27 protein-coding genes and 3 pseudogenes are annotated in these 26,099 nt (G+C 70.9%); 10 read left to right on the top strand and 20 right to left on the bottom strand.

Translation table 11 applies throughout. The features are described 5' to 3' along the window. Positions 1–32 precede the first annotated feature (32 nt). The 5 genes and pseudogenes from A3CE_RS0134650 to A3CE_RS52080 form a co-directional block, all read right to left on the bottom strand. Positions 33–1,073, bottom strand: a complete 1,041-nt coding sequence (locus A3CE_RS0134650; protein WP_020644691.1) for a M48 family metallopeptidase — start codon at positions 1,071–1,073, stop codon at positions 33–35. Positions 1,074–1,120: 47 nt separating this feature from the next. Then, positions 1,121–1,717 carry a DUF2567 domain-containing protein gene (locus tag A3CE_RS0134645; RefSeq protein ID WP_020644690.1) on the bottom strand — a complete coding sequence of 199 codons (597 nt, stop codon included), beginning with the start codon at positions 1,715–1,717 and terminating at the stop codon, positions 1,121–1,123. 156 nt (positions 1,718–1,873) lie between these two features. Continuing rightward, on the bottom strand, positions 1,874–2,089 hold the full coding sequence (gene bsaP, locus A3CE_RS58870) for a biotin synthase auxiliary protein BsaP (RefSeq protein ID WP_084641886.1): 216 nt from the start codon (positions 2,087–2,089) through the stop codon (positions 1,874–1,876). Beyond that, a pseudogene (gene bioB, locus A3CE_RS52085) lies at positions 2,076–2,714 on the bottom strand (biotin synthase BioB); the annotation flags it as partial. The pseudogene bioB and the gene bsaP, both read right to left, overlap by 14 nt. Beyond that, positions 2,704–3,249: pseudogene (locus A3CE_RS52080) on the bottom strand (aminotransferase class III-fold pyridoxal phosphate-dependent enzyme); the annotation flags it as partial. The pseudogenes bioB and A3CE_RS52080, both read right to left, overlap by 11 nt. On the opposite strand from A3CE_RS52080, the gene A3CE_RS58865 reads away from it, so the two are divergent. After that, a complete protein-coding gene (locus tag A3CE_RS58865) occupies positions 3,164–3,346 on the top strand; it encodes a hypothetical protein (protein WP_020644687.1) in 183 nt (60 codons plus the stop codon). The pseudogene A3CE_RS52080 and the gene A3CE_RS58865 overlap by 86 nt on opposite strands. Positions 3,347–3,350: 4 nt before the next feature. Here A3CE_RS58865 and A3CE_RS0134625 read toward each other — a convergent pair whose 3' ends face one another. Together A3CE_RS0134625 and A3CE_RS0134620 are read right to left on the bottom strand one after the other, a co-directional pair. Continuing rightward, positions 3,351–4,565, bottom strand: a complete 1,215-nt coding sequence (locus tag A3CE_RS0134625) for a cytochrome P450 family protein (RefSeq protein WP_020644686.1) — start codon at positions 4,563–4,565, stop codon at positions 3,351–3,353. 23 nt (positions 4,566–4,588) lie between these two features. After that, the gene (locus A3CE_RS0134620; protein WP_084641884.1) at positions 4,589–5,002 is read right to left on the bottom strand and encodes an SRPBCC family protein; all 414 of its coding nucleotides are present in this window, start codon (positions 5,000–5,002) and stop codon (positions 4,589–4,591) included. Positions 5,003–5,066: 64 nt separating this feature from the next. Here A3CE_RS0134620 and A3CE_RS0134615 point away from each other — a divergent pair, with 64 nt between their 5' ends. Beyond that, positions 5,067–5,678 carry a nucleoside/nucleotide kinase family protein gene (locus tag A3CE_RS0134615; RefSeq protein ID WP_020644684.1) on the top strand — a complete coding sequence of 204 codons (612 nt, stop codon included), beginning with the start codon at positions 5,067–5,069 and terminating at the stop codon, positions 5,676–5,678. Positions 5,679–5,682: 4 nt separating this feature from the next. Here A3CE_RS0134615 and A3CE_RS0134610 read toward each other — a convergent pair whose 3' ends face one another. The 4 genes from A3CE_RS0134610 to A3CE_RS0134595 form a co-directional block, all read right to left on the bottom strand. Next, entirely contained in the window at positions 5,683–6,840 is a 1,158-nt protein-coding gene (locus A3CE_RS0134610; RefSeq protein ID WP_020644683.1) for a glycosyltransferase family 4 protein, read from the bottom strand. 147 nt (positions 6,841–6,987) lie between these two features. Further along, positions 6,988–8,043: a C40 family peptidase gene (locus tag A3CE_RS0134605; protein ID WP_026469145.1), complete on the bottom strand. Its 1,056-nt coding sequence runs from the start codon at positions 8,041–8,043 to the stop codon at positions 6,988–6,990. A gap of 446 nt (positions 8,044–8,489) precedes the next feature. Next, positions 8,490–8,747 (bottom strand): hypothetical protein, encoded by a 258-nt coding sequence (locus A3CE_RS0134600; RefSeq protein ID WP_020644681.1) that lies wholly within the window; start codon positions 8,745–8,747, stop codon positions 8,490–8,492. 70 nt (positions 8,748–8,817) lie between these two features. After that, positions 8,818–10,215 (bottom strand): NYN domain-containing protein, encoded by a 1,398-nt coding sequence (locus tag A3CE_RS0134595; RefSeq protein ID WP_020644680.1) that lies wholly within the window; start codon positions 10,213–10,215, stop codon positions 8,818–8,820. Positions 10,216–10,426: 211 nt separating this feature from the next. Here A3CE_RS0134595 and A3CE_RS0134590 point away from each other — a divergent pair, with 211 nt between their 5' ends. Continuing rightward, positions 10,427–12,130, top strand: a complete 1,704-nt coding sequence (locus A3CE_RS0134590) for a DEDD exonuclease domain-containing protein (RefSeq protein WP_020644679.1) — start codon at positions 10,427–10,429, stop codon at positions 12,128–12,130. 96 nt (positions 12,131–12,226) lie between these two features. Here the strand turns inward: A3CE_RS0134590 and A3CE_RS0134585 are convergent, their stop codons facing one another. Then, positions 12,227–13,132, bottom strand: a complete 906-nt coding sequence (locus A3CE_RS0134585) for a MerR family transcriptional regulator (RefSeq protein ID WP_020644678.1) — start codon at positions 13,130–13,132, stop codon at positions 12,227–12,229. A gap of 44 nt (positions 13,133–13,176) precedes the next feature. Between A3CE_RS0134585 and A3CE_RS0134580 the strand changes: the two genes are divergently transcribed. Continuing rightward, positions 13,177–13,914, top strand: a complete 738-nt coding sequence (locus A3CE_RS0134580) for a maleylpyruvate isomerase family mycothiol-dependent enzyme (RefSeq protein WP_020644677.1) — start codon at positions 13,177–13,179, stop codon at positions 13,912–13,914. Between the two features lie 51 nt (positions 13,915–13,965). Next, positions 13,966–14,247, top strand: coding sequence for an Lrp/AsnC family transcriptional regulator (locus A3CE_RS0134575; protein WP_020644676.1), 282 nt, complete (start codon positions 13,966–13,968; stop codon positions 14,245–14,247). Between the two features lie 88 nt (positions 14,248–14,335). Here the strand turns inward: A3CE_RS0134575 and qcrB are convergent, their stop codons facing one another. The 4 genes from qcrB to ctaE form a co-directional block, all read right to left on the bottom strand. Then, a complete protein-coding gene (gene qcrB / locus A3CE_RS0134570; protein ID WP_020644675.1) occupies positions 14,336–16,018 on the bottom strand; it encodes a cytochrome bc1 complex cytochrome b subunit in 1,683 nt (560 codons plus the stop codon). Further along, complete coding sequence (gene qcrA / locus A3CE_RS0134565) at positions 16,015–17,169, bottom strand: cytochrome bc1 complex Rieske iron-sulfur subunit (protein WP_020644674.1); 1,155 nt, start codon at positions 17,167–17,169, stop codon at positions 16,015–16,017. Before qcrA ends, qcrB begins: the two co-directional genes overlap by 4 nt. Then, on the bottom strand, positions 17,166–17,984 hold the full coding sequence (gene qcrC / locus A3CE_RS0134560; RefSeq protein ID WP_020644673.1) for a cytochrome bc1 complex diheme cytochrome c subunit: 819 nt from the start codon (positions 17,982–17,984) through the stop codon (positions 17,166–17,168). The genes qcrA and qcrC overlap by 4 nt, the downstream gene beginning before the upstream one ends. A 66-nt stretch (positions 17,985–18,050) precedes the next feature. Continuing rightward, positions 18,051–18,674 (bottom strand): aa3-type cytochrome oxidase subunit III, encoded by a 624-nt coding sequence (gene ctaE, locus A3CE_RS0134555; protein WP_043791243.1) that lies wholly within the window; start codon positions 18,672–18,674, stop codon positions 18,051–18,053. A 95-nt stretch (positions 18,675–18,769) separates the two neighbouring features. On the opposite strand from ctaE, the gene A3CE_RS0134550 reads away from it, so the two are divergent. From A3CE_RS0134550 to trpD, 3 genes are read left to right on the top strand one after another with little or no spacing between them, the layout of a single operon-like run. Beyond that, positions 18,770–19,183 carry a hypothetical protein gene (locus tag A3CE_RS0134550; RefSeq protein WP_020644671.1) on the top strand — a complete coding sequence of 138 codons (414 nt, stop codon included), beginning with the start codon at positions 18,770–18,772 and terminating at the stop codon, positions 19,181–19,183. A gap of 60 nt (positions 19,184–19,243) precedes the next feature. Then, the gene (locus A3CE_RS0134545; RefSeq protein WP_020644670.1) at positions 19,244–19,654 is read left to right on the top strand and encodes a response regulator; all 411 of its coding nucleotides are present in this window, start codon (positions 19,244–19,246) and stop codon (positions 19,652–19,654) included. A 4-nt stretch (positions 19,655–19,658) separates the two neighbouring features. After that, on the top strand, positions 19,659–20,693 hold the full coding sequence (gene trpD / locus A3CE_RS0134540; RefSeq protein WP_020644669.1) for an anthranilate phosphoribosyltransferase: 1,035 nt from the start codon (positions 19,659–19,661) through the stop codon (positions 20,691–20,693). Between the two features lie 132 nt (positions 20,694–20,825). Here the strand turns inward: trpD and A3CE_RS0134535 are convergent. From A3CE_RS0134535 to ctaC, 3 genes and pseudogenes are all read right to left on the bottom strand, one after another. Then, positions 20,826–21,020, bottom strand: a pseudogene (locus tag A3CE_RS0134535) (DMT family transporter); the annotation flags it as partial. A 156-nt stretch (positions 21,021–21,176) separates the two neighbouring features. After that, complete coding sequence (locus A3CE_RS0134530; RefSeq protein ID WP_020644667.1) at positions 21,177–21,602, bottom strand: cytochrome c oxidase subunit 4; 426 nt, start codon at positions 21,600–21,602, stop codon at positions 21,177–21,179. Between the two features lie 34 nt (positions 21,603–21,636). Further along, on the bottom strand, positions 21,637–22,581 hold the full coding sequence (gene ctaC, locus A3CE_RS0134525) for an aa3-type cytochrome oxidase subunit II (protein ID WP_020644666.1): 945 nt from the start codon (positions 22,579–22,581) through the stop codon (positions 21,637–21,639). Between the two features lie 182 nt (positions 22,582–22,763). Between ctaC and asnB the strand changes: the two genes are divergently transcribed. Further along, a complete protein-coding gene (gene asnB, locus A3CE_RS0134520) occupies positions 22,764–24,698 on the top strand; it encodes an asparagine synthase (glutamine-hydrolyzing) (RefSeq protein WP_020644665.1) in 1,935 nt (644 codons plus the stop codon). 77 nt (positions 24,699–24,775) lie between these two features. Here asnB and A3CE_RS0134515 read toward each other — a convergent pair whose 3' ends face one another. Next, entirely contained in the window at positions 24,776–25,768 is a 993-nt protein-coding gene (locus A3CE_RS0134515; protein WP_026469143.1) for a carbohydrate kinase family protein, read from the bottom strand. A gap of 147 nt (positions 25,769–25,915) precedes the next feature. Here A3CE_RS0134515 and A3CE_RS57520 point away from each other — a divergent pair, with 147 nt between their 5' ends. Then, on the top strand, positions 25,916–26,086 hold the full coding sequence (locus A3CE_RS57520) for a hypothetical protein (RefSeq protein ID WP_020644663.1): 171 nt from the start codon (positions 25,916–25,918) through the stop codon (positions 26,084–26,086). Positions 26,087–26,099 lie beyond the last annotated feature (13 nt).

Genomic DNA, 26,099 nt, shown 5'->3' with positions numbered 1-26,099 from the left:
AGTTGTCCACAACCGGGGCCCCCTGGGGACAATCAGGCGCCGGCCTCCGAACCGTTGCCGTTGCCGAACTTGTTCCACACCTTGCCCGCCGCGTCCGACACCGCTTCACCCACATCGCTGAACACCTTCGTCAGCGGGTCGGCCGACGAGTTCCACGAGTCCTTGTACGACTTGGCCGCCGACTTCAGGTCGTCCTTCCAGTCCGACGACGGCGCGTCGTCGTCGCGGCGCGGGTAGTCGCCCGCCAGGATCGAGCGGTACTCCTCCGACGCGGCCCACCTCTGCAGCTGCGCCGCGCGGACCACCGCGAACGGGTGCGTCTCCGTCTCGACGAACTTGAGCTTGAGGAAGCTGTCGCGGATGTCGTCGACGGACTCGTACTCGGTCGCCTGCTGGAGGAACGACGGGACGTCGATGCGGGCCGGGTCGATGCCGCCGGCGACCTGGATCTGGGCGCGCAGCGCCGCCGTCGGGTCCTGGCCGCACAGCAGTCCCGCGCGGTCGCACGACAGCTCGGCCTTGCGGAACCACTCGCGCAGCGCCGCGATGATCGCGCGGATGCCGAGCGCGCTGACCGGCGTCCACGACATCGACAGCTGCAGGCTGATCAGGCGGACCATGATCGTGCGGTAGACCGCGTGCCCGGACAGCACGTGCCCCATTTCGTGCCCGAGCGCGAACCGCAGCGACTCGTGGCTCATCAGCTCGACGAGCCCGGTGCTGACCCGGATGAACGGCTCGTCCATGCCGACCGCCGACGCCTGGATGCGCGGGTCCTGGTAGACGAACACGTTCGGCACCGACGGCAGGTCGAGCGTCTCGGCGCACTCGTGCCGCAGCCGGTCGATCTCCGGGTACTGCTTCGGCCCGACGCGGATCGACGACGCGAGCGCCATCAGCCGCTCACCGCGTTCGTTGTAGAAGCCCGAAACGGCCTTGACGACCTGGGCGAAGCCCGGCACCGCGCGCAGCGTGGCGAGCGCGCCACGGTCCGCCGGGTGCTCGTAGGCGCGTGGGCTGAGGCCGGGAAAGCGGACAGCGTGGTGCCGCGAGACCTCGATGTCTTCGGTCATTGGTGGATCCCCCTGTAGTCGAGGTCACCACTTTAGGGGGAAACCGCTCAGCCGAGGCGGCGACCCAGGTCATCTCGGCCGTTCCAGGTGGCCAAGAGGCTGTAGGTGACCGACACGCCGAGCGGGCCGGTCAGCAGCACCCACCACGATTCCAGGCGCGGCGCGAGCTCGATCACCGAACCGACCGCGGGCGGGCTGGAGATGGCGTAGTGGCTGTTCGCCCAGCCGACGCCCAGCAGCATGGCCAGGCCGCTCGCGAGCGCGACGCCGAGCACGGCGGCGAGGAACACGACCGGCCCGCGCCGTTCGCGCAGCAGCCAGACGACGACGCCGACGACGATCCCGAGGCCGAGCGCCAGGAACCCGAAGACGGCCAGGTCGTCGAAGCGGTGCCAGCTCTCCAGTTCCAGGGCGCCCTGGGTGCCGTCGGCGGCGAGGATGCGCACCCGCTCCGGCGGCGCGAGCCGCGACCACGCGAAGGCGAGCGGGAAGCTCAGCAGGCTCAGGGTCCCGAGCACGCTGATGGCGGGCAGCAGATCGGCCTTGACGACGACGCGGGGCCGCCGCTCCCGGACCAGCACGGGTACCGACCACGGCCCGGCCACGGCCGACGGCCGGTGCGCGGGTCCCGACGACTCACTCACCCGGACTCCCTCCTGCGACGTTGCCACCGAGCGTAACCGGTCGGTGCGTGACGGGCGTCAGCCGCTCGCCGTGTCGCGACGCCGGACGTCAGGAAAGAGTCGTTCACTGCGCCGGACGTCAGGAAAGAGTCGTTCATGACGTCCTCGCCGCCGACCTCAGCCGCTGGCCGTCTCGCCGTGGCGGCTGCACCGAGCGGTCCAGCCGAGCGGGCTCACCTGGACGACCAACCGCCGCGCGCAGTACGTGCAGTACCGCGGCGGTTCCAGCGCCGTCCTCGGGTTGTGACACACCGGATGGTCCGCACCCCCCGCGGACGGCTGTCCACAATGGACACAGTACGACGCGGAAACCGAAGCGTCAGAGGCTGTCACTGAGGGCCTTGATGGGCATCTTGAGCTCGTCCAGCATCTCCAGGTCAGCCGATGCCGGACGGCCCAGGTTCGTCAGGTAGTTGCCGACGATGATCGCGTTGATCCCGCCGAGCATGCCCTGCTCCGCACCGAGGTCGCCGAGCGTCAGCTCACGGCCGCCGGCGAAGCGCAGCATCGTGCGCGGCATCGCGAGCCGGAACGCCGCCACCGTCCGCAGCGCGTCGCGGCCCTCCACGATTTCGTAGTTTTCGTACGGCGTTCCCGGCTGCGGGATGAGGAAGTTCATCGGCACCTCGTGCGGGTTCAGCTCGGCCAGCTGCACCGCGAACTCCGCGCGCTGCTCGACCGTCTCCCCCATGCCGATGATGCCGCCGCAGCAGACCTCCATGCCCGCGTCGGCCACCATCCGCAGCGTGTCCCAGCGTTCCTCCCACGTGTGCGTCGTCACGACCGACGGGAAGTGCGAACGCGCCGTCTCGAGGTTGTGGTTGTAGCGGTGGACGCCCATGTCGACGAGCTCGTCGACCTGCTCCTGCGTCAGCATGCCCAGCGAGCACGCGATCTGGATGTCGTTCCCGTCCTCGCGGATGGCGCGAACGCCCTCGCGGACCTGCGAGAGCAGCCAGTTCCCCGGCGTGGGCACCGATCGCGTCCGCCAGAGTGTCCAGATAGGACGGATCCGGTGGGGTGCCGAAGCCTGACGGCGGCGCGGGCACGAAGACCTGCTCGGGCAGGACGCCGCGCCACAGCGCGTGCATGCCGCCCTCGGGGTCGCACACGCTCATCGGCGTGAACGTGTCGCCGTGGTAGCCGCCGCGCCAGGTGAGCAGCTTCCGTTTCCCGGCCAGCCCGCGCGAACGCTGGTACTGCAGGCACATCTTCGCGGCGACCTCGACCGACACCGACCCGGAGTCGCAGAGGAAGACGTGCTCCAGGCCGTCCGGCGTCAGGTCGGCCAGTGTCTTGGCGAGGGTGATCGCCGGTTCGTGCGTCAGGCCGCCGAACATGACGTGGCTCATCCGCCCGGCCTGCGCGGCGAGCGCGGCGTCGAGCACCGGGTGCCGGTAGCCGTGGATGGCCGACCACCACGACGACATCCCGTCCACGAGCTCACGGCCGTCGGCGAGCTTCAGCCGCACCCCGCTCGCCTCGGTGACCAGCAGCGAGGGCACCTTCGCCGGCATCGGCGCGTACGGGTGCCACACGTGCTGGGCATCGAGGGCGAGCAGGCCGGCGGAGTCCATCCGCCGACCCTAGCCGCTCAGCGCAACCGGACCGGGAGTGCCTCCAGGCCGTGGACCAGCGAACTCTGCCGGTACGCCAGCTCGTCCGGCTTCGCGTCCAGCGCCAGGTCCGGGAACCGCGCCAGCAGGCCGCCGAGGGCGATCTCGGCCTCCAGCCGGGCCAGGGGTGCCCCGACGCAGTAGTGGATGCCGTGCCCGAACGCCAGGTGGCCGCCCGCCGCGCGGGTGATGTCCAGCCGGTCCGGCTCCGGGAAGCGCTCCGCGTCCCGGTTCGCGCCCAGCAGCGAGACGAGCACGAACTCGCCCGCCGGGATCGTCACGCCGCCGGCCTCCACCGGCTCGGCGGTGAACCGCAGCGTGGCCAGGTGGATCGGGCCGTCGAAGCGGAGGAACTCCTCGACCGCGCCGGGCAGCAGCGCCGGCTCCGCGCGCAGCCGGGCCAGCTGCTCCGGCTCGCGCAGCAGCGCCAGCACGCCGTTGGCGATCAGGTTGACCGTCGTCTCGTGCCCGGCGACCAGCAGCAGGAACGCCATCGACACCAGCTCCGGCTCGGACAGCGAGTCGCCGTCGTCGCTCGCGTGCACCAGGTCCGACAGCAGGTCCTCGGCCGGTTCGGCGCGTTTCTGCGCGATCAGGCCGGTGAGGTAGCCGAACATGCTCTGCGCCGCGTTCTGCACATCCTCCGGCCGCACCGCCGCGCTCAGCAGCGTCTTGGACCAGCCGGAGAACTCCGTGCGGTCCTCCTCGCGCACGCCGAGCAGCTCGCAGATCACCGTGATCGGCAGCGGCGCGGCGAACGACGGCACCAGGTCGGCCCGCTCCTGCCCGGCCAGCGCGTCGAGCAGCTCGGCGGTGATCTCTTCGACCCGCGGCCGCAGCCGGGCCACGGTCCGGCCGGTGAACGCCTTGTTCACGAGCTTCCGCAGCCGCGTGTGGTCCGGCGGGTCGGAGTTGAGCATGTGCCAGCTCAGGTCCTGGCCCAGGCCGTTCTGCAGGGCCTCGGGCGGCAGCTTCGCCTCGAACAGCTCACGGATGCCCTGGCTGTTCTTCCGCAGCCGCGGATCGGCCAGCAGCGCCCGCGCCTCCGCGAACCCGGTGACCAGGTAGCACGGCAGCCCGCGCGGTGGCAGCCGCACCCGGCGCACGGAACCGCCCGCCCGCAACAGCTCCGCGAACAGGTGTGCGTCCTGCGCGAAGTCTTCCGCCACCTCGACGATTTCGTCGGTCGTCATGCCATCCCCAGTTTCTCGCCGCGTCAGCGCTCGGCGAGTGCCGCCACCACGCGCTCGGTCACGTCCTGCCAGTATGCCCGTTGTTCCTCGCGTTCTTCCGCGTCGGCGAGCCATTCCTGGTGGAACCGCAGCGTGGTCTTGGCACCCGAGCCGCTCAGCCGCACCTGCACGGTGGAGTCGTGGTCCCAGTCGCTCGGCCGCCACGTGAGCCGGACCCGGTCGCCGGCCACGAAGCTGCGGATCTCGCCGACCGTGCCGTTCGCCGTTTCGTACTCCGCGCCCGCCTCGCGCGGCAGCTCTGCCCCGGGCCCCAGCCAGACCGCGACACCCTCGCGGCTGACCAGGAAGTCCCAGACCATCGCGGCGGGGTACGGCAAAGTCCGTGAAACGCCGATGTTCCACCCCACATCGGCCGTCTTCCCCGTTGAAGAAGTCATGTCCCCATCTTCCCACCGGGGTATGACAAAACCGCCCACCGGTCCGGGTGGAGGATGGGAACCCGTGCGCTACCGTCCGATTTCCCCCGCCGTCCTGGCCGAAGAACTGGCCGGCCGCATCGACGCGCTCCCCGGGCGGATCGCGGTCGCCGTCGACGGCGCGGCCGGGGCGACGGAAACGAAGGAACTCGCCGACGCCCTCGTCGACCCGCTGCGGCTGCGTGGCCGCGCGACCCTGCGCGTCTCCGCGGGCGACTTCCTGCGTCCCGCGTCGCTGCGGTTCGAGCACGGCCGCACCAACCCCGATGCCCGCTACACCGACTGGCTCGACCTCGGCGCGCTCCGCCGCGAAGTCCTCGATCCGCTGAAGGGGTCCGGCGAAGTCCTGCCGTCGCTGTGGGACCCCGAACGCGACCGCGCGACCCGCGCCGAGCGGGTGCCGCTCCCCGACGGCGGCGTCGTGCTGGTCGACGGCGAACTGCTGCTCGGCGCGGGTCTGGCGTTCGACCTGGCCGTGCACCTGTGGCTCTCCCCCGCCGCCCTGCGCCGGCGCGTGCCGGACGCGTGGGCCGTCCCGGCCTACGAGCGTTACGAGGCGGAAGCCGATCCCGGCTCGCTCGCCGACGTAGTCGTGCGCGTCGACGATCCGCGGCACCCGGCGCTCCACACGCCGTGACGGCTCAGCGGACCGCGGCCACCGGGTCGCCGTCCAGCAGGCCGGACAGCCGCCGCGCCATGACGTCCCACCGCCAGTTCGCGGTCACCCAGGCCCGCCCGGCCTCGCCCATCCGCCGCGCGCGCACCGGGTCGGCGAGCAGGCTGACGAGCGTCTCGGCGAGCTGGCCGGTGTCCCGGCCCTCGACGACGTGCCCGGTGACCTCGTCGAGCACCGCTTCGGGCGCCCCGCCGGAGTTGCCAGCCACCACCGGCAGGCCGGTCGCCGAGGCCTCCAGGTAGACGATGCCGAGCCCTTCGACGTCGAGGCCCTTGCCCCGGGTGCGGGCCGGCATCGCGAAGATGTCGCCCACCGCGTAATGCGCCGGCAGCTCGGCCCACGGCACCGACCCGGTGAGCACGACGTCGCGCTCCAGCCCCAGCTCGGCGACCAGCTCGGTGAGCTTCTTGCGGTAGGGACCGCCGCCGACGATCAGCAGCGCCGCGTCCGGGACCCGCTCGAGGATCTTCGGCAGCGCGCGGATCAGCTGGTCCTGGCCCTTGCGCGGGACCAGCCGCGACACGCACACGATCGTCGGCCGGTCGCCGAGGCCGTGCCGGGCGCGGATCTCCGCGCGGGCGGCCGGATCCGGCCGGAACACCTCGGTGTCCACCCCGGACGGCAGCAGCTCCAGCCCGGCCATCGGGCCGAACGCGGCGGCGAACCGGCCGCGGGTGTACCGGCTGACGTAGGTGACGACGTCCACGGTGTCGCCGATGCGCCGCAGCGCCTGCCGCGAACCGGGGAGCATCGACCAGCCGACCTCGTGGCCGTGGGTCGACGCCACGACGCGCCGGGCCCCGGCCCGGCGCAGCGGCTGCCCCAGCAGCGCGAGCGGGGCGGCCGCGCCGAACCAGACGGCTTCGCAGTCTCGCGCGCGCATGATCTGCTTCGCCCGGCGAAGGACGTCAGGCGTCGGCAGCATCAGCGACGTCGGATGCCGGACGACCTCGAACGGCGCCTCCGCGTCGAACTCCTCGTGCGACCCCGTCCGCGACTCCCACGACGGCGCGTAGACGACCAGGTCGTCCGCCGGCAGCCGGGTGGCGAGGGAGTTCAGGTAGTTCTGGATCCCCCCGGGCCGGGGCGGGAAGTCGTTGGTCACGAGCAGGGTCTTGAGCACGCCCCAGAGGCTAGCGGGGGCCACCTGTTCGTTCGGGGGTCCGGGTGGCGAAGCCCCCGGACCGAGGCGGAGCCTCGGCTGACACGGACGCCGAAGGGGCGGCACCGCGTGTGCGGTACCGCCCCTTCGGGGTGCTCTGCTTCGGGGTTACGCCGTCGGGCGGCGCGCTCCCGCGTACTGGCTCTGCAGCGGCGAGATCTTCACGACGTCACCGGTGTCGGGCGCGTGGACCATCTGGCCGTTGCCGATGTACATGCCGACGTGCGAAACGGGCGAGTAGTAGAACACGAGGTCGCCCGGCTGCAGCTGATCGCGCGGCACCGCGGCGCCGAACGTCGACTGCTCCCGGCTGGTGCGCGGCAGGGTGAGCCCCGCCTGCCCGTAGGCCCACAGCATCAGGCCCGAGCAGTCGAACACGGTCGGCCCGCTGGCGCCGTACTTGTACGGGCTGCCGAGCTTGCTCAGCGCCATGTTCAGCGCCGTCTGGGCCGCCGCGGTGGGGGCCTTGATGTTGGCCGGGGGTGTCGCGCCGCGGTCGCGCTGAGCGGCCTTGTCCGAGGCGCTCAGGTTCTTGTTGGCCGCCTCGAGCTGGTCGATCTGGTCGTTGAGGGACTTCTGCTTGGCCTTGATGTCCTCGGTCAGCTTGGCGGCCGCGTCACGGGCGTCCTGCGCGCGCTTCGCGGCGTCGGCGGCCTTGTTGGTGGCGTCGGTGGCCTGCTGGAAGGCGCCGGTGAGGTTGCCCATCGCGGCGTTCTTGCCGGTCGCGATGACCTCGAGCGCCGAAGAGCGGTCCAGGAAGTCCTGAGTGGAAGTACCGGCCAGCAGGGCCGACAGCTTGTTGAGCTGGACGCCGCTGGTGAACGAGGCACCGGCGAACTTGTCGACCTGGACCTGGTACTTCTTCTCGTTTTCGGCGGCCTTCGCGGCCTGGTCCTTCGCCGCGTTGACGTCGGTGGTGGCCTTGTCGAGCTCGCCCTGCTTCTTGCTCAGGTCGTCCTGAGCCGAAAGCAGGTCTTCGTTGAGCTTCTCGGCTTGCGCCGCGAGGTCGCGGTACTTGGCGAGGGCGTCGGAGCCGGTGGGAGGGGCTTGGAGGGCGGGGACGGGGGCGGCGATGGCCGTCGGCTGGGCCAAGGTGACGAGGGTGATCACCGAAACCGCTGCGAGGGCACCTGACACCACGCGCCTGACTGGATGCGACTGCACGGTCGCGCGGGTCTCCTTTGCGTCTCGGCCGCCGACGGGGACCGGAGCACGAAGAGGCCGGGGAGTCCTCTTCGCCGCTGTCCCCACCACACGCGCCGTCCGCTTGGGGACGAGCAGTGCTGCAACAGATAAAGCTGCAACTGTCAAACGTGTGGTGGTTCCGGTTCCCAGCTTCCCGACAAAGCTGTTTCCGGCGGCGATCTCGCGTCGCCGCCTCATCGGCGGCCGGGGGCCACGAGATCTCGGACAGGTTACGAAAAGACCGCCACCACGTCCACCACCTCTCCGCCAAAAACTGTGCGTGACGCCGTTAAACACCATCGGACCAGGGAGGGAGGAAACGTGTGATGGGCGTTACACGCTGGGGTTTCTCCGAGCCCGTTTCGACTACCGACCGTTCATCTGATCCGATCGACCATTCGGCGCGCCGACACGAAACGGGCGAGTCAGGCGGTGCGGCGGACCGGTTCTTCGACCAAGCGCAGCCGCGGCACCATTCCCGCTTCGGCCAGCGCGTCGACGGCGCGGCGCTCGTCGGCGTCCCACACCACCACCGGCGGCGCGCCGAGCAGCACGCTCACCGCGCAGTCGTGGCACGAGATGCCACGCACCACACAGCGGTCGCAATCGACCACCAGGTTCTCGATGTCCGAAACCGCGATGTGCGAGACGTCCACCGCGGACAGGTCGGGGGTGTCACTCACGTGGTCCTCCTCACGCCGGAAACTGACTTGGGGAGGACGGTAGGCGCCACCACCGACAATTTCGTGCGAGTCAGACCCGGGAGAGGCGGCTGACCAGCACCGCGGCGGGCGTCGGATGGGCCCCACCGCCGCGCACCGAGTCCGCGACCGCGCGGTCGGACGTCGCGACGACCATGGGCCGCCCCGCCGGCTCGGCCGCGACCAGGTTGCGGATCACGTCGTCGGCGAGGACCCCGCGGTCGGAGAACAGCACCCGCACCCCGCGCGGCGACGAAGCCGGGACCGACAGCACACCGGCGCCGTCGAAAACGACGGTGACCTCGGCCGACGTGCGCGCGGCCAGCGCGGACAGCTGGTGGACCAGCCGGTCGCGCTGGTCGGCGAGGGCGAGCTCGGGATAGCCGGTCTTGGTGACGTTGTAGCCGTCGACGATCAGGTGCACGTTGGGCAGCGCCAGGTAGCGGTCCAGGGTGGACACGTCGGCGATCTTGCCGCCCTGACCGGTGCCGGAGCTGGCCCCGCGGACCATGTCCGCGGGACGGGCACCGCGCGCGCCGAGGGCGAGTTCACGGCGGAGACCGTTGACAGCGCCGTCGATGGTGTCGATGAGCAGGGCGAGCCGCACCTCGTCGGCCTGCCGGGCCTCACGGGCGGACTGGCGGGCGATCTCGGCGTCGGAGACGGCCCGTTCGGCGCGGGCGCGCTCGCTGGCGACGCGCTGGCGCTCCCGCTCGAGCTGGGCGGCGAGGGCGGCGATCTCGACCGCTCGGGCGGCGGAGCCGCGTTCGGCCTCGGCGGACGCCGCTTCGACCGCGTCACGGGCCTGGCGCAGCTGGACGCCTTGCTCGCGAAGGCGCTTCAGGAGCTTCTCGACTTCGCCTTCACGCTCGCCGCGGGCGTTCTCGGCGGTGTTCTTCGCCTCGGCGAGTTCGGCGCGGACCTGCGCGAGTTCGGCTTCGAGCCGCTGGGTGCGGGCGAGCGCGGCGTCGCGTTCGGCGCGGAGGGCGTTCTCCTCGGCGTTCCTGGCCACCAGCCGGACGCGCCCGGCGGCCCCGGACTCCCCGAGCAGGACGGCCGCGGCCGCCGCGGCCACGGAGTCGGCGGCGTTGGGGTCGAGGACGTCGGTGCGGTGTTCGCGGAGCCATTCGATGACGGCCGTGCGGAACTGGGAGGACTCGCCGAGGGCGGCGAGCAGGGCGGCGCCGCCGAGCTTCGCGCGCTTGGCGGGGGCGAACTTGGCGACGGGCCGCAGCTGGCGGGGGACGTCGGTGCTCGGCAGCTTGGCGACGGCGGCCGCGGCGAGCTCGGCGATGCGGTCGCGGACCGGTTCGGGCAGGACGGGCCAGGTGGCGGGTTCAGGCCGGCCGGCCTGGTCGTCGGCGTCCTCGGCCTGCTCGGGGCGCGACGCGACACCCGAGGGACCGGCGGGGTCCCCGGGCGGCTCCGGCACGAGCGGCTGCGGGTGCATTGGTCCAGGGTAGGCCCCACCCCTGCATCCCGCCCCGCGCGCCACACGGACCACACCCCGACCAGGGGATCCGGCCACCGGCACCCGAGGCCGGCGGCACCGGCCGTGAATGGCACATCGAGGGACTTGAAGTCCCTCGATGTGCCATTCACGGACCTCCGGTCGCCCGCGCCGGGCAAAACTGTCGGTGCGTCCCTCTAGGGTCTCGCTCATGCGTTCGGTCCAGGCACAGCTCGCGTTCGACGAGCTCGGCACTCCGTTGCGGGACACCACCTTCGTCGTCTTCGACCTCGAAACGACCGGGGCTCCCCCCGGGCCGTCGGGGATCACGGAGATCGGCGCGGTGAAGGTGCGCGGCGGCGAAGTACTGGGCGAGTTCGCGACGCTGGTGAACCCGGGCATGGTGATCCCGCCGCAGATCGTGTCGCTGACCGGCATCACGCAGGCGATGGTCTACGACGCGCCGCCGATCGAGGAGGTGCTGCCGGCGTTCCTCGAGTTCATCGAGGGCGCGGTGCTGGTGGCGCACAACTCGGGGTTCGACACGTCGCACATGCGGGCGGCGTGCGAGGGCCACGGGTACGTGTGGCCGAAGCCGACCGTGGTGTGCACGGTCCGGCTGGCGCGGCGGATCGTCCCGCGGGACGAGGTGGGCCGGTACAACCTGACGGCGCTGGCGCTGCTGTTCGGGGCGAGGACCCGGCCGACGCACCGGGCGCTGGACGACGCGCGCGCGACGGTCGACGTGCTGCACGGCCTGCTGGAGCGGGTCGGGAACCTGGGCGTGCACTCGCTCGAAGAGCTGATGGGGTACCTGCCGGAGGTGACCGTCGCCCAGCGGGCGAAGCGGCACCTGGCCGCGGACCTGCCGTCGGCACCCGGCGTCTACCTGTTCAAGGGGCCGAAGGACGAGGTGCTGTACGTCGGCACGGCGAAGGACCTGCGCCGCCGGGTGCGGACGTACTTCACGGGCTCGGAGGGGCGGAGCCGGATCCGCGAGATGGTCGCGCTGGCGGAGCGCGTCGACCACGTGGTGTGCGCGCACGCGCTGGAGGCCGAGGTGCGGGAGCTGCGGCTGATCGCGGCGCACCGGCCCGCCTACAACCGGCGGTCGAAGAACCGGCACCAGGGCTGGTGGATCGGGCTGACGGACGAGGCGTTCCCGCGGTTGTCGGTGGTGCGGCTGCCGCGACCGGGCGTGCTCGGCCCGTTCCGCAACCAGGCGGACGCGCGGACGACGGCGGACACCCTGGCCGGGGCGTCGGGCCTGCGGACGTGCACGCAGCGGATCTCGCCGCGCTCGCCGAACGGGACACCGTGCGTGCTGGCGGAGCTGGGGCGGTGCGGGGCGCCGTGCGCCGGCAGGCAGAGCGTGGAGGAGTACGGGCCGGCGGTCGAGTCGGTGTCGGGGCTGATCGCGGGGCTGGACGGCCGTCCCCTGCACACCGCGGCCGCGCACGTCGAGCGGCTGGCGGCGGGCCGGCACTTCGAGCAGGCGGCGCGGCACCGCGACGAGCTGGCGGGCCTGATCCGCGCGCTGGGACGGGCACACCGGCAGGCGTCGCTGGCGTCGATCGGCGAGCTGATCGCGGCGGGTCCCGACGGCGCGGGCGGCTGGGAGCTGGCGGTGATCCGCTACGGCAGGCTCGCCTCGGCGGGCGTCGCGCGGCGCGGGGTGCCGCCGATGCCGGTGGTGGAGACGCTGGTGGCGTCGGCGGAGACGGTCCTGCCGGAGCCGGGCCCCTTGCACGGCGCGCCGCCGGAGGAGGTGGGGGTGCTGCTGCGCTGGCTGGCCCGCCCGGGTGTTCGCCTGGTCCGCACGACCCGCCCCTGGGCCGAGCCGGCGGCGGTGGCGGGCTGGCAGGGCTGGCTGAACCTGGTGGCGGACGCCCACTCCCTGGAACACGTCGGCTGAACCCAGGAACGGCGCCTCAAGGGGCGGCTGGCGTACCCGGAGGGCCGGTTCGCGTGCCGGCCGTCCGAGTGCGTGAGGCGGGGGTACTGGGCCGGGTCAGGCGACCGAGTGGTCCAGGGCGTCGAGGAGCCAGGTGTGCGTGATGCCCATCGGGGCCGGATCGCCGGTGACCTCGCCCGCCAGGTGCCAGTAGCGGCGCAGCCGGGGGTGGCGGTCGGGCGCGGTGCGGTGGCTCAGCGCGCGCCGGAACTCCGGGGTGTCGCCCGTGCCGAGCGCGGCCGCGTGGGCCGTCACGAACCGGTCGAGCGCCGGGCCGGGCGACGGCCGTGCCCCGGCCGCCACCTGCGGGAACGCCAGCTGGCACGCCGCGCCGACTTCGGCGTGGAGGACCCCGAGGTCGGCGATGCGGTCGTGGCCGGCCAGCGTGCTCGCCTTCAGGTGGGTGGCCAGCCGGGTGTCCGCGGCGAGCGCCACCAGCTCGGCGTACGCGACCACCTGCGCCGTCGTGGGCTGGTCCGGCGGCTCCGGCGCGCCGACGTCCAGGAACATGCTCGCCGTGTCCGGCGGGATCGGGCCGGTGGTCATCGGGTGCCAGAGGCGGACGAGGGTCTCGTGTGCTGCCGCCCCGTCCTGCACCGCGGACAGCAGCTCGAGCCGCGTGGCGCGGTCGGCAGGGGGCGTCTCCTCGACGGCGCGAAGCACCGAGCGCCGCCAGGCCAGCGTCGCCAGCTCGCGGTCGAGCGCGGCCCGCTCGGCGGCCACGGCGTCATCGAGGGAACACCGGCCTTCGAGGACGCCGGTGATCGAACGCAGGCCCAGCCCGAGCCCCCGCAGCCGGCGCACGAGGTTCAGCCGGTCGACCGCCGCCCGCTCGAACCGGCGGTGGCCACCGACGCTACGCGCAGGCTCCAGCAGTCCCTCGTCGCAGTAGAAACGGATCGTGCGGACGGGCACGCCGGTCCGGCTCGCCAGCTCACCGATCCCGAGTGTGTCTCCGGTCACCTTTCGTCGAACCTCCAGCCGGGTGGAGTTCCTACGGTACGGCCATGGACAACGCGAGACTCGCCGAGGGGCTCCACGAACACACCGCCGGATTCGCCTACGCGGCAACGCAAGCCGACCCGGACACCCTCGTCCCCACCTGCCCGGAGTGGCCGCTGCGGGTGCTGACCGGTCACATCGGCCAGGCCCACCGCTGGGCCGCCGGCATCGTCCGGTCCGGCCCGTCGCCGGTCCCGGACCCGTTCGACGCCGACCCCGGCTCCCCCGAGAAATGGTCCGACTGGCTGCTCCAGGGCGCCGCGGAGCTCGAAGAAGCGGTCCGCGCTTCCGGCGAAACTCCGGTGTGGACGTTCTTCGGCCCCCAGCCGGCCCGGTTCTGGCTGCGCCGGATGCTCCACGACACCACCGTCCACCACGCCGACGCGGCACTCGCCACGGGCACCGCCTTCACCGTCGCGCCGGACCACGCGGCCGACGCGATCAGCGAGTGGCTGGAGCTGCTGGCCAACCCGGTCACGGCGAGCCTCAGGCCCGGCTTCGCCGAACTGCGCGGCACCGGCCAGACCCTCCGGCTGGCCCCGGACGACGGCCCGGGCTGGCTGGTCCACCGCACCCCCGGCGGCGTGCGGTGGACGCGGGACGGCGAACCCGCGGACGTCACGCTGGCCGGTCCGGTGGAAGACCTCCTGCTCGTGCTGACCCGGCGCCTGCCCGCGGACCGCGTCACGGTCACCGGCGACCACGCCCTCGCCGAGCACTGGCTGGCACACACCGCGGCGTAGGGCTCACTAGGATCGCGGGCGACACCCGAAGACGAGTCTTGGAGGACCCAGGTGATCACCGCGATCGTGCTGATCCAGGTAGAGGCGGACGCGATCCCGGACGCGGCGCAGGCGATCGCCGACATCGAGGGCGTCGGCGAGGTCTACTCGTGCGCCGGGGACGTCGACCTCATCGCCACCGTGAAGGTCTCCGCGCACGAAGAGCTGGCCGACCTGATCCCCGGCCGGATCGGCAAGGTGCCGGGGGTGCTGGACACCGTCACGCACATCGCGTTCCGGTCGTACTCCCGCGCCGACACGGAGTCGGCCTTCGCGATCGGCGTCGAGGACTGACCGAGGTCCTCCAACGCCCCATACGTCAAGCCGCTGAACGCCGAAACCGCCCTCCGCGACTTCCGGAGGGCGGCTTCGGCGTCAACTGCTAGTGCTCGGAGCGCTTGGCGGCCTCGGCCGTCTCGATGCTCTCGAACTCGCCCGGCTCGCCCTGGGTGACCGAGTGGCCGTTGCCGTGCCCGTCGCCGTGAGCCCGCTGCAACGCGGTGGTCTCCTCGGCGGGGTCCGGCGACCAGAACGTGCCCGGAACGGCCTGCCCGGCCGAGCCCAGCTTGTTCATCTTCTTCGGCACGGACGCGCCCTGGTACTCGAGCGGGATCGCGTGGCCGTGGCTGTCGACACCGGCGAGCGGCTGGTGGATCTCGATGAACTCACCGTGCGGCAGCCGCTTGATGATGCCCGTCTCGACGCCGTGCTCCAGCACCTCGCGGTCGGCCCGCTGCAAGCCCAGGCAGAGGCGGTAGGTGAGGTAGTACGCGATCGGCGGCACGATCAGCACGCCGATGCGGCCCGCCCACGTCGTCGCGTTCAGGGAGATGTCGAAGCTGTCGGCGATGATGTCGTTGAAGCCCGACAGCTCGATGACCATGAAGAAGCCCAGCGCCATCGCGCCCAGCGCCGTGCGGACCGGGGCGTCACGGGGCCGCTGGAGCAGGTTGTGGTGCGCGGTGTCCTTGGACAGCTTCCGCTCGATGAACGGGTAGGCCAGCAGCAGGCCGATCAGGAGCGGCATGCCGACCGCGCCGGGGAAGAACACCGCCGGGATCGTGTAGTTCCCGAGGTAGACCTCCCACGCCGGCCAGATCCGGAGCATGCCGTCGGCCCAGGCCATGTACCAGTCGGGCTGCGAACCCGCCGACACCTGCGCCGGGTTGTACGGGCCGAAGTTCCACACCGGGTTGATCTGGAACAGGCCCGACATCAGCGCCAGCACGCCGATGACCAGCGTGAAGAACGCCCCGCCCTTGAGCGCGAAGTACGGCATGATCCGGACGCCGACGACGTTGGTCTCCTTGCGGCGCACGCCCGGGAACTGCGTGTGCTTCTGGTACCAGACCAGCGCCAGGTGCGCCCCGACCAGGGCGAGCATGATGCCCGGCAGCAGCAGGATGTGCAGCGTGTACAGGCGCGGGATGATCACGTCGCCGGGGAACTCCCCGCCGAACAGCGCCCAGTGGATCCAGGTGCCCATGACAGGCACCGAGAGCACGATGCCCGACAGCGTCGCGCGGATACCGGTGCCCGACAGCAGGTCGTCCGGCAGGGAGTAGCCGAAGAAGCCCTCGAAGCAGCCCAGGATCAGCAGCAGGCCACCGATCACCCAGTTCGCCTCACGCGGCCGCCGGAACGCGCCGGTGAAGAAGATGCGCAGCATGTGCACGGCCATCGACGCGACGAAGATCAGCGCGGCCCAGTGGTGCAGCTGCCGCATGAACAGGCCGCCGCGGACGTCGAACGAGATGTCCAGCGTCGTGCGGAACGCCTGGGACATCTCCAGGCCCTGCATGTTCTTGAAGCTGCCGTGGTAGACGACCTCCTGCATGGAGGGGTCGAAGAACAGCGTCAGGTACACACCGGTGAGCAGCAGGATGATGAAGCTGTAGAGCGCGATCTCGCCCAGCAGGAACGACCAGTGGGTCGGGAACACCTTGTTCATCTGGTGCCGCAGGCCCTTGGCCAGGTGGTACCGCTGGTCGGCGTTGTTCGCGGCCTCGCCCACGTGCCGCTCCACGGCGCTCGACCCCTTGGTCGGCGTGGTGAGTGAACTCATGACTTACGCTCCCAAAAGGCCGGACCGATGGCCTCGATGAAGTCGCCTCGCGCGATCAAGTATCCCTCTTCGTCCACCGTGATCGGTAGCTGGGCCAGCGGCCGCGTCGCCGGGCCGAAGATCGGCTTGGCGTAGTGGAGCGCGTCGAACTGCGACTGGTGGCACGGGCACAGGATGCGGTTGGTCCGCTGCTCGTACAGGGAGGTCGGGCAGCCGACGTGGCTGCAGATCTTCGTGTACGCGTAGTAGTCGCCGAAGTTGAAGTCCTCCTGGCCGGCCCGCTTGACCACGTTGGCGGCGTCGGTCGAGCGCAGGCGGATCAGCATGACCGGGTTGTCGACGCGGGTCAGCGCCTTGGCCAGCGCCTCCGGGTCGTCCTTCTCGGAGTCGCGGTACGGGAAGACCGTTTCCATCGCGCCGGCGTCGAGGTCCTCGGCCTTGACCAGGCTGGCCTTCTCGCCCTTTTCGAGGGGCTTGCCGGTGTTGCGGCGCAGGTAGACCTTCTCGCCGGGGAAGTTGGGCTTCCAGCCGGTGTGCCACAGCGAGTCGCGGGACTCGCTGTCCTTCCACGGGTTCTTGATGAACGACGCGATCGGCAGCGCGGCGGCCGCGAGACCCAGCGCGCCCGCACCGGCGATCGCCGAGCGCTTGATCAGCGACCGGCGGGCGATGGTGCTGCGGCTCCCGGCGTCGGCCAGGTGCGCGAGGATCGTCGCGCGGTCGACCTCGGCCGACCCCTCGCCGTCGTTGTCGCTCCGCTGCTGCACCGCGACCTCGGCGGGCACGAACTTCTTCGTGTACAGGATCACGCCGATGCCGAGGCCGAGGATGGACAGGCCGAGCGTGATGCCGAGCATCGGGGTGTAGAGGCTGTACCAGAAGTGGCCGCTCTCGTTGTCCGGCGCCTCGTACTTCCACGGCCACCAGATCAGCGAAACGACGAACCCGAGCCCGGCCAGCGCGGACAGCGCGAACCAGAACGCGACCAGGCGCTCCGCCCGCTTCTCCGCCCGGGTGCCCTCCACGGGCCACGGGGTCGGGTACTCGACGATCTCGACGCCGTCGAGCGCCCCACCCAGCTTGACCAGCTGGTCACGGTCCATCTCAGCCAGCTCCGCCTCCGTCGGCGGCTTCGGCCCCTCGGCACTCATGCCTTCGATCCAATCCACAACGTCACGCCGATCAGCGCGGCGATCCCGACGATGAAGGCGATGACGCCCTCCGAAGCGGGGCCGACCCCGCCGAGGCCGTTACCACCCGGGTCATTGTTGCCGTCCGACACCGACTTCACGTAGGCGACGATGTCCTTCTTCTCCTCCGGCGACAGCTGCCGGTCGGAGAACTTCGGCATGTTCTGCGGGCCAGTGAGCATGGCCGTGTAGATCTGCTCTTCGCTGGCCGGGTCCAGGTTCGGCGCGTACTTGCCGGCCGACAGCGCGCCGCCGCGGCCGGTGAAGTTGTGGCACGACGCGCAGTTGAGGCGGAACAGCTCGCCACCGCGGGCCGGGTCGTCGCCGCGGAGGGCCTCGCCCTTCTCGGCGGGCCGCTGGACGCCGCCGCCGTGCGCCTGGATGTAGGCGCCGACCGCGTCGATCTCGGCCTCGGTCAGCTTCGGCGGCTTCCGCTCGATCTGCGCCTCCTGGCGCGCGGCGGGCATCCGGCCCGAAGAAGTCTGGAAGTACACCGCGGCGTCACCGATGCCGATCAGGCTCGGCCCGCGGTCCTTCACACCCTCGAGGTTCGCGCCGTGGCAGGCGATGCAGGTGTTGTTGTAGACCTGCTCGCCGAGACGCAGCTGCGCCGGCGTGCCCTGGGCCTGCGCGGTCTGCGGCTCCGGGGCGAACACGGCGTACAGGGCGCCGGCGCCCACCAGCGCGATGCCGAGCGCGAGCAGGCCGGCGAACCGCCTCCGCAGCTTCGACCGCGCGCGGTACCGGCGCTCCGAGGTTTTGGTGCTGGTGGTCATCTTGCGGCAACCCTTGCTGTCAGTTCAGGCCGATGGTGAAGGTGGTGGCGGCTGGGGGTGAGCCCCTCACGGCAGGAGGTAGATCACACCGAACAGGCCGACCCACACGATGTCGACGAAGTGCCAGTAGTAGGACACGACGATCGCCGACGTGGCCTGGGCGGGCGTGAACTTGCTCAGTTTCGTGCGGATGAGCAGGTACACGAAGGCGATGAGCCCGCCGATGACGTGCAGGCCGTGGAAGCCGGTCGCGAGGTAGAAGACCGTGCCGAACGGGCCGGACGGGATCGTCATGCCCTCTTCGACCAGGTTGTGGTACTCGTTGGCCTGGCCACCGACGAAGATCGCGCCCATGATCAACGTGATGATGTACCAGCGGCGCAGCCCGTAGACATCGCCGCGCTCGGCGGCGAACACGCCGAACTGGCAGGTCAGCGAGGACAGCACGAGGATCACGGTGAACGGGATCGCGTACAGCACGTTGAGTTCGAACTTCTCGCCGTGCAGCGGCGGCGGCCACTGGCCGGTCGCGTTCTGCGCCTTGACGGTGAAGAACATCGCGAACAGTCCGGCGAAGAACATCAGCTCGCTGGAAAGCCACACGATGGTGCCGACACTGACCATGTTCGGCCGGTTCAGCGAGTGGACCCGCTGACTGATGGTGGGAGCTGCCGTTGTCACGCGTCGCATTATGTCCTCTCGCACCACCGCTCCGCCGGGTGGGTCCACGGCGGGTCGTCTGCGTAACCGATCACACCGGATGCCCGGGAAGGTGAGAGCTACTCATGGGTTTACTCGACCGCCTGCTTGACCTGGTCAAGAAGCGGGAAACGCCCGGTCTGACCGCTGAGACGCCGGGATTGAAGATCGTCGCCGAGGCCTTCGACCCGGTCGTCGCGGACTCCGCGGTCCTGGCCGGTTCACCCACCTGGGTCAGCACGGCACCGGCCGTCCTGCGGCACCACCTGCTGCTCCCACCGGACCGGCTCGAGGAGGCGGCGTCGATCCTCGCCCAGGACGGCTATGAGCTGCGGGAACAGACCCCTTCGGAGGACTTGGCGCGAGTGCTCGCGGTCCGCGTCCAGGTGCTCGACGCCCTGCACTGCGCCCAGGAACGGTCGCGGATGGCGGGCCTGGCGCAGCGGCTGGGCGGCGACGCGCTGGGCTGGGACGCGCTCCAGCCGGAGGCGCCCGCGTGATGTCGGTCTCGGCCGATACGATCGGCTCAGACGTGCAGTAGCGAGACGGAGGCGTGCCTGATGGGCGAGCGGTCGATGCGGGTCCTGGTGTTCAGCCACAAGGCGGAGGTGCGCGAGGCGATCGTGAACGCGGTCGGCCGCCGGCCCGCCGCGGACCTGGCGCGCGTGGACTACGTCGAGGCGGACGGCATCGCCGACGTGCTGTCCGAGGTGGACGCCGGGAACGTCGACCTGGCGATCCTCGACGGCGAGGCGCAGCCGACCGGCGGCATCGGCCTCTGCCGCCAGCTCAAGAGTGAAATCGCCGAGTGTCCCCCGATCGTGATCGCGGTGCGGCGCAAGGACGACCGGTGGCTGGCCACCTGGTCGCAGGCGGACGCCGTGCTGGTGCACCCGCTGGACCCGCTGACCGCCGCGGAGACCGTCGCCGACGTGCTGCGCGCGCGACGGGTCCCCGTCGTGAACGGCTGAGCCGGTGACCACCCCGGTCCCCCGCACCTGGCCACCCCTGCTCAAGCAGCTCATCGCGGGCGCCGACCTCTCCGCGGAGGACACGGCGTGGGCGATGGACCAGATCATGAGCGGCGCGGCGAGCCCGGCCCGGATCGCCGGGTTCGCGGTGGCGCTGCGCGCCAAGGGCGAGACGCCCGAGGAGATCGCCGGGATGGCGGCCACGATGCTGGCGCACGCCCGGCGGGTGGAGCTGGACCGCCCGGCGGTCGACATCGTCGGCACCGGCGGCGACGGCTCCAACTCGGTGAACATCTCGACGATGGCGGCGATCGTCACGGCGGCGGCCGGCGCGCCGGTGGCCAAGCACGGCAACCGCAGCGCGTCGTCGAAGTCGGGCGCGGCGGACGTGCTGGAAACGCTCGGCGTGCGGATCAGCCTGCCGCCGGAGGACGTGCAGCGCAGCCTGACCGAGGTCGGCATCGGGTTCTTCCTGGCGTCGGCGTTCCACCCGGCACTGCGGCACGCCGGCCCGGTGCGCAGCGAGCTCGGCATTCCCACGACGTTCAACCTGCTCGGCCCGCTGACCAACCCGGCCCAGCCGGGTGCCGCGCTGATCGGCTGCGCGTACCAGGACAAGACGTGGGTGCTGGCGGAGACGTTCGCCCGCCGCGGCACGCGTGCCCTGGTGGTCCGCGGCGACGACGGCCTCGACGAGATCACCACGACGACGACGTCGACGGTGCTGGTGGTCTCCGGCGGCACGGTCACCGAACGCACCCTCGACCCCGCCGGGCTGGGCATCCCCCGCGCGACGGCCGAGGACCTGCGCGGCGGCGACGCGGCGGCGAACGCCGAGGTCGTCCGCGACCTGGTGGGCGGCAAGCCGGGCCCGGTCCGCGACGCGGTCCTGATCAACGCGGCGGCCGCGTTGGCGGCTTTCACGGGCTTCTCGGAGACCCTCGAGGACGACCTCCGCACCGGCTTGACCCGGGCGGCCGAAGCCATCGACTCGGGAGCCGCGGCCGCGCTCCTGGACCGCTGGATCGCCTTCACCTGACCCGTAACCCGCGTGTTCCGAGCCGGAACTCGCGTGACTGAACCCGGATCTCGCGTGATTGAGGCCGGAACTCGCGAGTTCCGGCCTCAATCACGCGGGTTACGTCCCCGATCACGCGAGTCACGGGTCTGATCACGTTTGCCGGGCCGGTTCCGGGCGGGTTTCCGGAGCCGGACGGCGGCCGCGTTGCGGGGCCAGTGCGGCGGCGAGGACCGCGAGCATGCCCAGTGCTTCCGGCCAGCCGGGGCGGTGGCCGTAGAAGGCGATGTCGACCAGCACGGCGACCACCGGGTAGACGTAGGAGAGCAGCGCCACCGTCGTGGTGGGTCGTCCTACCGGGCCGCGTTCCGGGGCTGAAACGTCATGAACGACTCTTTCCTGTCGTCGGATGACAGGAAAGAGTCGTTCATGGCGTCACGGGCACCCTCGAACACGAAACCGGCCGCCGCACCGAAGTGCGACGGCCGGTCCGGAAAGCTCGGGTCAGTCGTGCGACGGGCCCGTGTGGTACTCGAACACCAGTCCGCCGATCGTGATGAGCAGCGCGACCAGCGCGATGACCAGCAGCCAGATGTGGAAGAACGCCAGCGCGACGGCGGCGAGGGCGGCGGTGGCCGCCATGCCGATCGGCCAGTAGCTGCCCGGGCTGAAGAAGCCCAGCTCGCCCGCGCCGTCGCTGATTTCCGCGTCCTCGCGGTCCTCCGGACGCGGTTCGATGCGGCGGGCGACGAACTGCATGTAGCTGCCCGCCAGGAAGGCCAGCCCGCCGGTCAGGATCAGCGCGACGATGCCCACCGGCTCGGGCCTGCCACCGAAGTCGGAATCCAGCACGGCCCACGCCCAGTACGCGGCCGCCATGAGCACGGCGAAGCCCGCCACGATGAAGAAAATCCGCGCTTCGACCTTCATGGTCTTTCCCTACTCCTGTTGTCGCTTCCGGGCGTCAGTTCGACGCGGTCCGCGCCGTGCGGTCGGTGTTGAACGGCTGGGTGGTCACCGCGTGCGGGGTGCACAGCTCGCCACAGTTCATCTTCGCCAGCGCCTCGGCCGCGGTGAACGTCTGGCCGGTGGCCGGGTTCATCTGCTTGCGCAGCGCGATGTACTGGTCGAACTTGTCCGCCGACAGCGCTCGGACCTCGAAGTTCATCACCGAGTGGTAAGTACCGCACAGCTCCGCGCACCGGCCGACGAAGGAGCCTTCGCGGTCGATCTTGTTCTGGAACGAGCTGTCCTGGTTGTTCTTGTCCGGGTTCGGGAAGACGTCCCGCTTGAAGTGGAACTCCGGGACCCAGAAGGAGTGGATGACGTCGGTGGAGACCAGGTCGTACTGGATGGTCTTGCCGACCGGGAGCACCAGCAGCGGGATCTCGCCGGATGAGCCGACCGTGCTGACCTGCCCGCCACCGTTCGGCTTCGCCGCGTTGGCGTCCTCGTACTTGAACTCCCAGTTCCACTGGAAGGCGACGATCTGGACCTTGACGTCCGGGTTGTCGACCTTCTTGAGGACATCCGTCTGCGTCATGTACGTGAAGACGAACAGCACCACGACCATGATCGTCGGGACGACGACGGTGAACATCTCGAGCGGGATGTTGTACTGGAACTGCCGGGGCAGCTCCTCCGGCTCGCCGTCGGCGGTCTTCTTCTTGCGGTGGAACGTCGCGGTCCAGAAGATCAGGCCCCACACGATGACGCCGACGACCAGCGCGGCGACCACGGTCCAGGTCCACAGCGTGCGCATCTCGTCGGCCTGCTGCGTGACGCCGACCGGCCAGCCGAACCGCAGGATCTCGTCGCCGGAGCAGCCCGTCGCGGTCAACGCGACCAGCACGGCCAGCGCGGCTACGCGCACGGTCCGCTTCCCCAGGGTGCGCTCGGGTTGTCCCACTGCGCCTCGCCCTTTCACCCAGAGCCTCCTACGACCGATCTTCGTGACAGGCGGAGCCTAGCCGAGTTGGCACGCTCCGCTGACCAAGGGGTAACCGACGACGCGAGTGTTACTCGCCACCAGGGTCCCGGCATACTGGGCCCTTCCCAGCCCGATGACGCCCTGAAGGTGTGTGAGTACCCGTGTGCGGCCTGCTTGGACTGATCTGCGCGACCGAGACCGGCGCGGCGAACGCGCGTGAAGCCGTCGGCGCGGCCATGCGCTGCCAGCGCCACCGCGGGCCCGACGAGCAGGACACCTGGGCCGACGCCGAAGTCGTCTACGGCTTCAACCGCCTCGCCTTCATCGACGTCGAGCACGCGCACCAGCCGCTGGTCTGGGGTCCGCCGGAGGCGCCGGGCCGCTACACGATGAACTTCAACGGCGAGATCTACAACTACCTCGAGCTGCGCGCGGAACTGGCCGAAAAGCACGGCGCGAAGTTCGAGACCGAGGGCGACGGCGAAGCCATCGTCGCCGGCTTCCACTACCTGGGCGCCGACTGGGTCAAGCGGCTGCGCGGGATGTTCGCCTTCATGATCTGGGACTCGCAGGAGAAGGTCGTCTTCGGCGCGCGGGACCCGTTCGGGATCAAGCCGCTGTACTACGCGGCCGGGTCCGGCGGGGTGGCGTTCTCCAGCGAGAAGAAGAGCCTGCTGGAGCTGACCGGCGTCCTCGGCGTCGGCCAGGAGCTGGACCGCACGGCCCTGCAGCACTACCTGGTGCTGCAGTACGTGCCCGAGCCCGAGTCGCTGCACACGGCGATCCGGCGCGTCGAGTCCGGCACGTCGTTCGAGGTCGCTCCCGGCGGTGAGGTGAAGTTCACCCGCTACTTCCACCCGCAGTTCGCGGCGAAGCCGGTCAACGGGCCCGCCGAGGCCGAGGAGCTGTACCAGCGCATCGCCGACGTGATGCGCGACTCGGTCGGCAAGCACATGATCTCCGACCCGGACGTCACCGTGGGTGCCTTCCTGTCGGGCGGCATCGACTCCACGGCCACCTGCACGCTGGCCAAGGAGCACAACCCGAACCTGATCGCGTTCACCACCGGGTTCGAGCGCGAGGGCTACTCCGAGGTCGACGTCGCCGCCGAGACGGCCGCCGCGATCGGCGTGAAGCACGTGGTCCGCACGGTGTCGGCGGACGAGATGATGGAGCTGCTGCCGCTCATCGTCTGGTACCTCGACGACCCGGTGGCCGACCCGGCGCTGGTCCCGCTGTGGTTCATCGCCCGCGAAGCCCGCAAGCACGTCAAGGCGGTGCTCTCGGGCGAGGGCGCGGACGAGCTGTTCGGCGGCTACACCGTCTACAACGAGCCGATCTCGCTGGCGCCGTTCGAGAAGATCCCGGGCGGCGTGCGGAAGCTGCTGGGCAAGGTCTCCACGAAGATCCCGGAGGGCACCCGCGGCAAGGACCTGCTGCGCCGCGGCGCGCTGCCGCTGGAGGACCGCTACTACGGCAACGCCCGCAACTTCCGCGACAACCAGCTGCGCGCGGTCCTGCGCACCTACCGGGAAGGCGTCGGCTTCAAGGACGTCACGGCGCAGTGGTACGACGTCTCCCGCGGCTGGGACCCGGTGGCCCGGATGCAGCACGTCGACCTCTACACGTGGCTGCGCGGCGACATCCTGGTCAAGGCCGACAAGGTCACCATGGCGAACTCGCTCGAGCTGCGGGTGCCGTTCCTCGACCCCGAGGTGTTCGAGGTCGCCGCGAGCATCCCGCTGGACCAGAAGCTCACGCACGGCACCACGAAGTACGCGCTGCGCCAGGCGCTCGCGAAGATCATCCCGGCGCACGTGCTGAACCGGCGCAAGCTCGGCTTCCCGGTGCCGATCCGGCTGTGGCTGCGCAACGAGATGTACGACTGGGCCAAGGGCATCATCAACGACTCGAAGACCGACGAGCTGCTGGACAAGAAAGCCGTCCTCGCGATGCTGGACGAGCACAAGGAGGGCCAGCTGGACCGCAGCCGCCAGCTGTGGGCGCTGCTGGTGTTCATGCTGTGGCACGGCATCTTCGTCGAGCACCGCATCAAGCCCGAGATCCCGGAGCCGGTGTACCCGGTCAAGCTCTGACCCCGGCGTAAAAGCCGTGAAGGCCACCTTCAGGAACTTGAAGTTCCTGAAGGTGGCCTTCACGGCTTTTACGGGACCTAGGCGGCGGGCAGGACCACCGAGATCTCCTCCGCCGCGTCCGGGCCGAAGGCCTCGCCGATGCGGGCCAGTGCCTCGGCGCGGTCGAACGTCCACTCCTGCGTGCCGACCGTCTCCAGCACCAATACCGCGATCAGCGAGCCGAGCTGGGCGGCGCGCTCGACGGCGAGGCCGCCGTCGAGGCCGGCCAGGAAGCCCGCGCGGAAGCCGTCGCCGACGCCGGTCGGGTCGGCCTTGGCGCGCTCGGGGACCGCGCCGATCTGCAGCGCGACGCCGTCGGCGCCGACGATCTCGACACCCTTCTCCCCCAGCGTCGTGATCCGCATGGCGACCTGGCCGAGGACGTCGGCCTCGGTCCAGCCGGTCTTCTGGAGCAGCAGCTCCCACTCGTAGTCGTTGCTGAACAGGTACTTCGCGCCGGCGACGAACTCGCGCGCCTGCTCGCCCGTCATCCTGGCCAGCTGCTGCGACGGGTCGACCGCGAAGGCGTACCCGCGCTGCCGGCACTCCTCGGCGTGGCGGACCATGCCCTCGGGGTCGTCCGGGCTGATCAGCACCAGGCTCAGCTCGCCCACGCGCTCGGCGATCGGCTGCAGCTCGATGTTGCGGGATTCCGCCATCGCGCCGGCGTAGAACGTCGCGATCTGGCAGAGGTCCTCGTCGGTCGTGCAGACGAACCGCGCGGTGTGCGCGACCTCGGAGACGTGCACTCCGGACGTGTCCACACCGTGGCGCTCCAGCCAGGAGCGGTAGTCGGCGAAGTCGGCACCCACGGCACCCACGAGCACCGGCTGGACGCCGAGGACGCCGAGACCGAACGCGATGTTCGCGCCGATGCCGCCGCGCCGGACCACGAGGTCGTCGGCGAGGAAGCTCAGCGAGACCCGGTGCAGCTGCTCGGCGACCAGCTGTTCGGCGAACCTGCCCGGGAAATGCATGAGGTGGTCGGTCGCGATACTGCCGGACACCGCGATCCTGGCCCTGTCTGCCACCGGCTGCTCCTTCGTGTTCGGCCTCACGGCAAAAGGCGCGAAGTTACCCCCGGGTCATGACCCATCCGGGTAGTTCGCGCGTACCACCCGACACTACCGGCTGGTACTCCTTCTCCAGTCGAGTCGCGATCAATACCGTTACGAATCGTGAACGCCGTCACCGAACCCGAAACCCTGTCCGAGCTGATCGCCGACTGCGCGCTCATCCCGGCAACGCTGCAGGCCGAGAGCCTGCCGCTGCCCCGTGTCACGGCCAAGCCGTGGCAAGTCGACGAAGCGTGCCACGCCCAGGTGGCGGAGCTCGACGCCTACGTCTGAGAATTTCCGGACC

The sequence above is a fragment of the Amycolatopsis balhimycina FH 1894 genome (assembly GCF_000384295.1).
Taxonomy (GTDB): Bacteria; Actinomycetota; Actinomycetes; order Mycobacteriales; family Pseudonocardiaceae; genus Amycolatopsis; species Amycolatopsis balhimycina.
This window is presented reverse-complemented; position numbering and strand designations above follow the sequence as displayed.

Coding starts and splice junctions, on each gene's coding strand:
- A3CE_RS0134650 (WP_020644691.1), bottom strand. CDS start 1,073: ATGACCGAAGACATCGAGGTCTCGCGGCACCACGCTGTCCGCTTTCCC.
- A3CE_RS0134620 (WP_084641884.1), bottom strand. CDS start 5,002: ATGACTTCTTCAACGGGGAAGACGGCCGATGTGGGGTGGAACATCGGC.
- A3CE_RS0134580 (WP_020644677.1), top strand. CDS start 13,177: ATGGACAACGCGAGACTCGCCGAGGGGCTCCACGAACACACCGCCGGA.
- qcrC (WP_020644673.1), bottom strand. CDS start 17,984: ATGACCACCAGCACCAAAACCTCGGAGCGCCGGTACCGCGCGCGGTCG.
- A3CE_RS0134550 (WP_020644671.1), top strand. CDS start 18,770: ATGGGTTTACTCGACCGCCTGCTTGACCTGGTCAAGAAGCGGGAAACG.
- A3CE_RS0134590 (WP_020644679.1), top strand. CDS start 10,427: ATGCGTTCGGTCCAGGCACAGCTCGCGTTCGACGAGCTCGGCACTCCG.
- A3CE_RS0134530 (WP_020644667.1), bottom strand. CDS start 21,602: ATGAAGGTCGAAGCGCGGATTTTCTTCATCGTGGCGGGCTTCGCCGTG.
- qcrA (WP_020644674.1), bottom strand. CDS start 17,169: ATGAGTGCCGAGGGGCCGAAGCCGCCGACGGAGGCGGAGCTGGCTGAG.
- A3CE_RS0134625 (WP_020644686.1), bottom strand. CDS start 4,565: ATGACGACCGACGAAATCGTCGAGGTGGCGGAAGACTTCGCGCAGGAC.
- A3CE_RS58865 (WP_020644687.1), top strand. CDS start 3,164: ATGGCCGACCACCACGACGACATCCCGTCCACGAGCTCACGGCCGTCG.
- ctaE (WP_043791243.1), bottom strand. CDS start 18,674: ATGCGACGCGTGACAACGGCAGCTCCCACCATCAGTCAGCGGGTCCAC.
- A3CE_RS0134545 (WP_020644670.1), top strand. CDS start 19,244: ATGGGCGAGCGGTCGATGCGGGTCCTGGTGTTCAGCCACAAGGCGGAG.
- A3CE_RS0134595 (WP_020644680.1), bottom strand. CDS start 10,215: ATGCACCCGCAGCCGCTCGTGCCGGAGCCGCCCGGGGACCCCGCCGGT.
- qcrB (WP_020644675.1), bottom strand. CDS start 16,018: ATGAGTTCACTCACCACGCCGACCAAGGGGTCGAGCGCCGTGGAGCGG.